This is a genomic window from Bacteroides sp. AF32-8BH (assembly GCF_003435205.1).
Taxonomy (GTDB): Bacteria; Bacteroidota; Bacteroidia; order Bacteroidales; family Bacteroidaceae; genus Bacteroides; species Bacteroides ovatus.
In genome coordinates, this window is record NZ_QVLZ01000059.1 from 28,819 (window position 1) to 38,792 (window position 9,974).

Consider the following 9,974-nt stretch of genomic DNA (forward strand, 5'->3'; position numbering starts at 1 on the left):
AACTTGTAAGAGATAGGTGAATCTTATTGCAGAAGATAAACTTTTCAATTAAATAATAAACCGAGTGGCAGTTTTTGGACTTTTTATTTTATTCCAGAGCGAGTTGATTAATAGGCTAATGTTTATACAATATGGTATGGGGCTGATAGCTTGATAAAAGCTTTTTTTAAGCTAAAAAGTACAAATCTTTAAACTTTATTTCCTTACTTTGTTATTTATAAGAGTGAGACTTATAGCAAACTTAAACTAGAAAGATTATGAAAGTAAAGCAAATTTGTATGATGGTGCTGCTATGGTTGGGAGTGATTCCGGCGGTACAGGCACAAACTTTCGACAAATTATGGAAAGAAGTGGAGCAAGCGGAGAAAAAGAGCTTGCCTAAGACTGTGATAAAACTGACTGATGAGATTTATCAGAAAGGGGAAAAAGAGAAAAACTCTCCACAAATGCTCAAAGCATATACGTGGCGGATGAAATATCGGGAAATGTTGAATCCCGACAGTCTTTACGCTGATTTGAAAGGACTGGAACAATGGGTGAAACAGACTGACCAACCAATGGATCGCGCCATCCTACACTCTTTGATAGCGGGAATCTATGCAGATTATGCAGCCAGCAATCAGTGGCAACTCCGCCAACGGACAGAAATCGTAGACCAGACACCTGCTACCGATATGCGTGAATGGACAGCCAATATGTTCATCGAAAAAGTGCGGACAAATATAAAGGAGGCATTGGCCGATTCTGTATTGCTGCTCAAAACGTCCTCACGCGGCTATATTCCTTTTGTAGAACTGGGGGAAACGAGCGAATACTATCACCATGATATGTATCATTTATTGGCTTCCCGTAGCATTGAAGCACTGCAACGGGTGGAAGAATTGAGTAACAGGATTACTAATGACGGTACTGTGAATCCGGTCAAACAAGATATAATAGCTATTTATGGGAATATGATTCCCGCTTATAAAGCAACCGGATTAAAAGAAGGTTATGTGTTGACAGCACTTAACTACCTGGAATGGAGATGGAATGCTGATCGGAATATTCGACCTCTGCAGGCTAAGGGCGAACTTCCGGTACTGACGGAAGATACTTATCTGAAAGCTTTGAACACATTGAAAAGCAAGTATGCTTCCGAACCGATCTGTGCCGAAGTCTATTTGGCAGAAGCCCGGTATACTATTGGAAAACAACAGCAGCTCAATGCATTGCAGCTTTGCGATGAGGCAATCCGCCTTTATCCAGGCTATCGCAGAATCAATGCTTTGAAGAATCTTCGGGAAGAGATATTGGCTCCTTATTTGAATGTTAATGCATCCGATTTGGCTTTTCCGAACGAAGAGATAGAATTAAGGGTCTCACACAAAAATCTGGATGGTTTCACTGTCCGTCTTTATCAGGCGAAGAAACTGATAAAGGAACAACATTACGCTGTGCTTCGTCCGAAAGATTATCAGACGCAGGACACTGTGTTTACATTCAAAGCTCCTGAACTTGGATCTTACGTGATGCGTATCATACCGGATATTCGTGCGAAGAGAGATAGTGAAAGCAAGTTTGATGTAACACGTTTCAAAGTGCTGACATGCCGTTTGCCGGACAAACAGTATCAAGTGGTGACGCTGGATGGACAGACAGGGCATCCTATTCCCCATGCGAAAGTGACGATGTACAGTAATGACGAAAAAGTGTTGCAGGAGTTTACGACAAACGAAGAGGGTAAGGTCGTATTGCCCTGGAAATCCGAATACCGCTATCTGAAAGCTTCCAAGGGGACGGATACGGCAATGCCGAAACAAGGCATTTATGCAGGAAGTTACGGATATTACGGCGACGAAGATAAAGTGACTGAAAATATGACTTTATTGACCGACCGTTCTTTGTATCGTCCCGGACAGACTGTGTATGTGAAGGGAATTGCTTATTCTCAACAATCGGATACGGCGAATGTACTTCCGAACAAGGAATATACGGTGACTTTATTGGATGTAAACAATCAGGAAGTAGGGCAGAAGTCGGTACGTACCAATGAGTTCGGTTCGTTTACCACCGATTTCGCATTGCCTTCGGCCTGTCTGAACGGAATGTTTTCTTTGAAAGCGGGAAGAGGCCGTACAAGCATTCGGGTAGAAGATTATAAACGTCCGACATTTGATATCACTTTTGAAAAGCAACAAGGAAGTTACAAACTGGGTGATGAGGTACAGGTGAAGGGTAAGGTACAATCTTATAGTGGTGTGCTGCTTCAGGATCTTCCGGTGAAATATACGGTAAAGCGTTCTGCATACAGCCTTTGGCGGTTTGCGGAATCTGTGCAAATTGCTTCCGGTGAAGTGATGGCCAATGAGAATGGAGAATTCACGATACCGGTTCGTTTGCAGGAAAGTGACTCTTATAAGAATAATGATAAGGTATATTATCGTTATTCCATTGAGGCCACTGTTACCAATGTGGCAGGTGAAACACAATCTTCTACGGACGTGATTTCGGCAGGAAACCGTTCGTTGATTTTGCAGGTGGAATTGCAAGATAAGACTTGCAAGGATCAACCCTTCGAAACAATGTTTAAAGTGCAGAACCTGAATGGACAACCTGTGGAGGTGAAGGGGAATTATTACTTGTACCCTGCCAAAGACAAGGACTTTAAGCAGTTGGAAGAGAAACCGGTTGCAACGGGAACCTTTACTTCTAATGAAGACATGACGCTCGACTGGAAGAATCTTCCATCGGGACCTTATGTGCTGAAAGCATCAGTGAAAGATAATCAGGGCAAGGAAGTGACTGCTGACACCAACACGATTCTTTTCTCTGTTGAGGACAAACGTCCGCCTGTAGAAACGACGATGTGGTTCTATGGTGCAAATACGGAATTTGATGCTGCCCATCCGGCCGTGTTCTGTTTCGGTACGTCGAAAAAAGATGCTTATGTGATGATGAACGTATTTTCCGGTGATAAATTGCTGGAGAGCAAGACGTTGAATTTGTCAGATACGATTGTCCGTTTCGAGTATCCATATCGGGAAAGTTATGGGGATGGTGTCTTTGTGAATCTCTGTATGGTGAGGGACGGACAGGTTTATCAGGAACAGGTGCGGCTGACCAAACGGATTCCTGATAAGACACTGACTATGAAGTGGGAAGTGTTCCGTGATAAATTGCGTCCGGGACAAAAGGAAGAATGGAAGCTGACGATTAAAACGCCGCAAGGACAAGCTGCTAACGCGGAAATGCTGGCAACGATGTATGATGCCTCCTTGGATAAAATATGGAATCGGCAACAGAATTTCCAAATCTATTATAACCAGATTGTCCCATATTCTAACTGGATGAGTGGATATTCCGGCAATAATTCATTCAACTACTGGTGGAATACGAAGAGTCTCAAAGTGCCATCACTGGAGTATGACCATTTTGTGATGCTATCGGACTATTATAATAATGGAAGAGATTTGGGTGAAGTAATAGTGAGAGGATATGGCTCGACGAGAAAGTTGACGGTGACAGGTAGCGTTTCGACATTGGACGTTGCAACTTTAAGGAGTAATGCGCCAAAGATGAAATCGGCTATGGCTGCTGATGCCATGACTAATGTTGAATTTCAATCGGAAATGATACCCACGGGAGAAAAAGCGGATGAGGCATCTGACAACGAAATGCTTCCCGAAGCATCTGCTGACTTGCGTACCAATTTAGCAGAAACAGCATTCTTCTATCCTCAACTTCGCACCAATGAACAGGGAGAGATCTCTTTCTCATTCACGATGCCTGAAAGTCTGACGCGTTGGAACTTCCGTGGATATTCTCATACAAAGGGAATGTTGACGGGAACATTGGATGGCGAAGCTACCACAAGCAAAGAATTTATGCTGACTCCTAATCTCCCTCGTTTTGTGCGTGTGGGTGATAAGACTTCTCTGGCAGCTTCTATCTCTAATATGACTGGTAAGCCGCAAGCCGGAATGGTCAGTCTGGTCCTTTTTGACCCGATGACAGAGAAGGTTATCAGTACACAAAAACAGAAATTCAGCCTTGCTGCCGGAAAGACAATGGGTGTGGACTTCCAGTTTATCGTTAGTGATAAATACGAAATAGTGGGATGCCGGATGATTGCCGACAGTGGTACTTTCAGCGATGGAGAACAACAGTTGCTTCCGGTTCTTAGCAATAAAGAGCATTTGGTGGAGACACTTCCAATGCCAGTGCGTGGAGAAGAAACCCATACTTTCTCACTCGATCATCTGTTCAATCAACAAAGTAAAACAGCCACAGATCGTAAACTAACTGTTGAATTTACAGGAAACCCGGCTTGGTATGCCGTTCAGGCATTGCCTTCATTGAGTCTTCCGACAAGTAATAACGCTATTTCCTGGGCTACTGCCTACTATGCCAATACATTGGCTTCGTTTATCATGAACAGTCAGCCGAAGATCAAAGCGGTATTTGAAAGTTGGAAACTGCAAGGAGGTACGAAAGAAACGTTCTTGAGCAATCTGCAAAAGAATCAGGAAGTGAAGAATATCATTTTGTCCGAGTCTCCCTGGGTACTCGAAGCACAGACGGAAGAGCAACAGAAAGAGCGCATCGCCACCTTGTTTGATTTGAATAACATTCGTAGTAATAACATCGCAGCTTTGACTCGATTGCAGGAGTTACAGAACTCAAATGGGGCATGGTCCTGGTATAAAGGAATGAACGGCAGTCGATCTGTTACTACCTATATTGTCGAACTGAATGCCCGTCTGGCTATGCTGACAGGTGAAAAATTAAGCGGATCGGCTCTCTCCTTGCAACAGAAGGCTTTCGTTTACCTCCATCAATCAGCTTTGGACGAGTATAAGGAAATCCTGAAAGCACAGAAAGACGGTGTGAAGTTTACTGGCGTTTCGGGCAGTATTCTGCAATATTTGTATCTCATCGCTATTTCGGGAGAGCAGGTACCCGCAGCCAATAAAGCGGCTTATACCTATTATCTTTCTAAGGTAGGAGAATTGCTGACTTCTCCTTCAATGGATACAAAAGCGATTGCCGCCATTGTGCTTGATAAAGCCGGACGCAAGAAGGAAGCGCAGGAATTTGTCGCTTCTCTGAAAGAACATCTGACGAAGACAGATGAACAGGGAATGTTCTTTGCTTTCAACGAGAATCCATATACATGGGGCGGAATGCAGATGCAGGCTCATGTAGATGTGATGGAAGCGCTGGAACAGACAGGCGGTAATACCGATACAGTGGAAGAAATGAAACTTTGGTTGTTGAAGCAAAAGCAGACACAACAGTGGGATTCTCCGGTAGCTACTGCCGATGCGGTATTTGCATTGCTGATGAAAGGCGCTAATTTACTCGACAATCAGGGAGATGTACGGATTGTGATTGCTAATGAAGTGCTGGAAACTGTTAGTCCAAGTAAAACGACTGTTCCTGGATTGGGATATATCAAACGTTCTTTCACACAGAAGAATGTGGTGGATGCCCGCAAGATTGAAGTGGAAAAGAGAAATCCGGGTATTGCCTGGGGAGCTGTGTATGCAGAATTTGAATCTCCTGTGAGTGATGTGAAACAACAGGGCGGTGAATTGAATGTTGAGAAACAGTTGTATGTGGAGCGTACGATGAATAACGTGCCTCAATTACAGCCTATTACTGCCAAAACGGTTCTTCAGGTAGGTGATAAAGTCGTTTCCCGTTTGAGCATCCGCGTAGACCGTCCGATGGACTTTGTACAGTTGAAAGATCAGCGGGGCGCTTGTTTCGAACCGATCGGCAGTATCTCCGGTTATCGTTGGAACAACGGGCTTGGCTATTACGTAGACATCAAAGATGCATCGACTAATTTCTTCTTCGATCATTTAGGAAAGGGTGTATACGTGTTGGAATATAGTTACCGTGTCAGTCGTGCAGGAACTTACGAAACTGGTTTGGCAACTATGCAGTGTGCTTATGCACCGGAATACGCTTCGCATTCTGCTTCGATGACAATTATTATTAAATAGTTCCGGCAGGGGATTTTTATTCTCACCGACGAGCGAGGCGTTCCTCACCGATGAAGAGGGTGTTCCTCACCGAGGAAGGCATCCTTCGTCGGTGAGGAACTTTTTTCTTATAAACAGGGGCTTACAAGGACTGCTATTAAGTAAAGTCTTTTCCCAATCTGTGTTAATCTGTGTAATCTGTGGTGAAAAACTCATCTAAAACCCCTACATTTGTGCACCAAAATAAAAAATATCGCATGAAACGTAGTTTACTATCTATATTATCTTTACTTACTGTCGCTTTGGCAGCCGTTGCCCAACCTCGTATCTCTTCAAATAAAGAGACACATAACTTCGGACAAATTGAGTGGAAACGTCCGGTGACAGTGGAATATACCATCACTAACACGGGAAACCAGCCATTGGTACTGACCAACGTCACAACCTCTTGTGCCTGTGCCGTGGCCGACTGGACCAAAGAACCGATTGCCCCGGGAGGAAAAGGAGTAGTAAAAGCTTCTTTTGACGCAAAAACGTTAGGACATTTTGAAAAGTCGATAGGAATATATAGCAATGCCAGTCCGAGCTTGGTCTATCTGAAGTTTACCGGTGAAGTAGTGCAGGAAATAAAAGATTATACAAAGCTACTTCCTTATACAATCGGAAATATTCGTTTGGATCGTGATGAGTTTGCTTTCCCCGATGTCTATCGCGGACAGCAGCCTTCATTGACCTTTGATATCGCCAATCTTTCTGATCGTCCTTACGAACCGGTATTGATGCATCTGCCTCCTTATCTGAAAATGGAAGCGGAACCCAAAGTCTTGTTGAAAGGCAAGAAGGGAACTATCAAACTGACGCTGGATGCGAGCCAGCTAAAAGATTACGGATTGACACAGACTTCTGTCTACCTTTCCCGTTTCTCCGGTGATAAGGTGAGCGAAGATAATGAAATACCGGTTTCGGCCATTCTTCTTCCCGACTTCTCTCGTATGACGGAAAAAGATTCTTTGAACGCTCCTGCCATGCACATTTCGGAAACGGATATTGATCTTAGTATCCCGTTGATAAAGAAGAATAAGGTAAGCCATGATATATTGATAGCCAATTCCGGAAAGACTCCGTTAGTCATCAGTAAGTTGCAGGTATTCAATTCATCGGTAGGAGTGAGCCTGAAGAAGACAGTCCTTCCTCCGGATGGAATGACGAAGCTCAAAGTAACTATTCGTAAGCGTGACGTAGGTAATAAGAAGCATCATTTACGTATCCTGATGATAACAAATGATCCGTTACGCCCGAAAGTCGAAATCAATATCAAACGCTAAATCCTATGATTATGGAACATCCTGAAAATAGTGAAGAATATAAGGGGCTTGTTGTCAATAAAGGCATTGAGCAACCCTCATCTGTGAATCCCTACTTAAAGCGGAAACCTAAGAAACGCCAACTTTCAGTAGCAGAGTTTGTAGAAGGTATCGTAAAAGGTGATGTCACCATATTGAGTCAGGCTGTGACATTGGTTGAAAGCGTAAAGCCTGAACATCAGGCTGTCTCACAGGAAATCATAGAGAAGTGTCTGCCATTTTCCGGTAATTCGATCCGGATTGGTATCAGCGGCGTTCCCGGTGCGGGAAAGAGTACATCCATAGATGTATTCGGTCTGCATGTGCTCGAAAAGGGGGGCAAACTGGCGGTATTGGCCATCGACCCTAGTAGTGAGCGTAGTAAAGGCAGTATCTTAGGGGATAAAACGCGTATGGAGCAGCTTTCCGTACATCCTAAATCGTTTATCCGCCCTAGTCCGTCAGCCGGTTCTTTGGGGGGAGTGGCACGCAAAACACGTGAGACGATTATTCTTTGTGAAGCTGCCGGATTCGATAAGATTTTTGTGGAGACTGTAGGAGTGGGACAGAGCGAAACGGCTGTTCACTCGATGGTTGATTTCTTCCTGTTGATTCAGTTGTCCGGTACGGGCGATGAACTGCAAGGGATTAAGCGTGGTATTATGGAGATGGCGGATGGTATCGTTATCAATAAGGCCGATGGAGATAATCTGGAACGTGCCAAGTTGGCTGCCACTCAATTCCGTAATGCATTACATCTGTTTCCTGCGCCTGAATCCGGATGGATTCCCAAAGTATTGACTTACTCCGGTTTTTATAACCTGGGAGTGAAGGAAGTCTGGGACATGATTTACGAATACATTGACTTCGTGAAAGAAAACGGCTATTTTGAATATCGCCGCAACGAACAAAGTAAATACTGGATGTATGAAAGCATCAATGAACAACTTCGTGACAGCTTTTATCATAATCCGAAGATTGAAGCGATGCTCTTGGAAAAAGAACAGCAGGTATTGAAAGGCAACCTGACTTCTTTTATAGCTGCAAGAAGTCTGCTCGATACTTATTTTGAGGATTTGAAATGAGACTTTAAATGATAATAAGGTTCTGATTTTTAGAGAATACATTTAGCATAAGCGGGTAGGAAACATTTAGTCTTTCTACCCGCTTGTACTATTAATGAGGCTTTTCTGCTTTTTCAAGATCAGCTCTCGATTTACTTTGAGTCACAATATATACTCCTAGGAATACAAGTGCGATAGCAATCCCTTTCTCCCAGCCGAAACTTCCGATACCCATCGCGATTGCTGCAATCGTAGCCACGATCGGTTGCATATAATTGTACATACTGACTACCGTAGGACGGAGCAGCCTCTGTGCAGTCATAATGCAGAGATACGCGAGGAAACTACCTCCTAATACGACATAAAGTACCTGTAGAATGGCGACAGTGGAAATAGAAGTCCATTGAATCGTAGAAATATCATAATAGGAGAACGGAATATAGCACATTGAAGCATATATGAACATCCATTTATTAATCGTTACTGCCGAATATCGTTGAGACAATCCTTTGAATACAGTCAGGTATATGGAAAAACTGATTTGTGCAACGAGACAAAGCAAGTCACCAATCAGGCTTCCATTTCCGTTGCTTCCTGCCTGGCTGCTCACAATGAGAATGAGCGCTCCCATAGCACCTATAAAAATCCCCAATACTTTTTTATTTGTCACCGGTTCTTTTAAATAGATAGCTGCTACAACCATTGTTACAATCGGTAGAGTGGTAGTTACGATAGAAGCATCAATAGGAGAAGTCATAGAAAGCCCGAAGATGAACACTCCTTGATTGAATACTAGCGCAAACAGTGAAGCAAAGAAGATTTTCAGCATATCCTGATGGTTCACATGTTCCTGTTTGCAAAATATAGAAAGTAGCCAGAAAGCGGCGGCTGCTCCCACCATGCGGAACGTGGTAACTGAAATAGCGGAAAACTCTTGAAGAGCCGACTTACCGATGGGAGACATCAATCCCCACATGACGTTTGCTGTAAGTGCAAACAGATGACCACGCAGATTTTTACTTTTGTCCATGTTGATATTGATTAATCTACAATTTTTTTATATGAATAACAGTCAAACAGAGGAAACGGTTGCAAAGGTAGCTTTTTATTCTTATATTTTCCCAATCTAATATATTAATAAACGGACGTTATGGTTTCAACAAAACGAAGTCCGGTATCTTTTTATTGTTGTCAAAATGCTTGATTTTAGTAAACTTTTGATAGATGACTAAAAAACTCTTTGAAAATTTGCATCTTTTGATAAAACAATTACTTTTGCAACATCTCGCTAAGCTGTAGGAGGGCTGGCGAAATTTCAGAAAAGCGTTTTTAGTAGTCGTCTTTAACTTTTTTTTGAGCTTAAATGTAAATATTTCTGTGTTGATAGATCTAGCTTTGTCTATTAAAGAGTGGTATGTGTACTTAAAAGATGAAGACGAATAATGAAACAAATTCCTGCGCTTTTTTTGTATCTAATGAACAGGTTGAATCAGTGGAATTTATAGACCGGAAAAACAGTCCATATGGGTATACTAAGTTTTATTGGGTTCTTCGTCAAATTTGGTGGTACTTCTTCTATTGTGAATAAATAATCT

At 42.8% G+C, this 9,974-nt stretch carries 4 protein-coding genes; 3 read left to right on the forward strand and 1 reads right to left on the reverse strand.

Annotation, left to right across the window (positions count from 1 at the left end):
• The first annotated feature begins 257 nt into the window (after positions 1-257).
• The 3 genes from DWZ47_RS27285 (at position 258) to meaB (ending at position 8,400) form a co-directional block, all read left to right on the forward strand.
• Positions 258-5,993 carry an alpha-2-macroglobulin family protein gene (locus DWZ47_RS27285; RefSeq protein ID WP_182281661.1) on the forward strand — a complete coding sequence of 1,912 codons (5,736 nt, stop codon included), beginning with the start codon at positions 258-260 and terminating at the stop codon, positions 5,991-5,993.
• Between the two features lie 236 nt (positions 5,994-6,229).
• Positions 6,230-7,297: a DUF1573 domain-containing protein gene (locus tag DWZ47_RS27290; RefSeq protein ID WP_182281662.1), complete on the forward strand. Its 1,068-nt coding sequence runs from the start codon at positions 6,230-6,232 to the stop codon at positions 7,295-7,297.
• 11 nt (positions 7,298-7,308) lie between these two features.
• Complete coding sequence (gene meaB, locus DWZ47_RS27295) at positions 7,309-8,400, forward strand: methylmalonyl Co-A mutase-associated GTPase MeaB (protein ID WP_004320987.1); 1,092 nt, start codon at positions 7,309-7,311, stop codon at positions 8,398-8,400.
• A gap of 91 nt (positions 8,401-8,491) precedes the next feature.
• On the opposite strand, the gene DWZ47_RS27300 is transcribed toward meaB, so the two are convergent.
• Entirely contained in the window at positions 8,492-9,409 is a 918-nt protein-coding gene (locus DWZ47_RS27300) for a DMT family transporter (protein ID WP_004324828.1), read from the reverse strand.
• Positions 9,410-9,974: the final 565 nt, after the last annotated feature.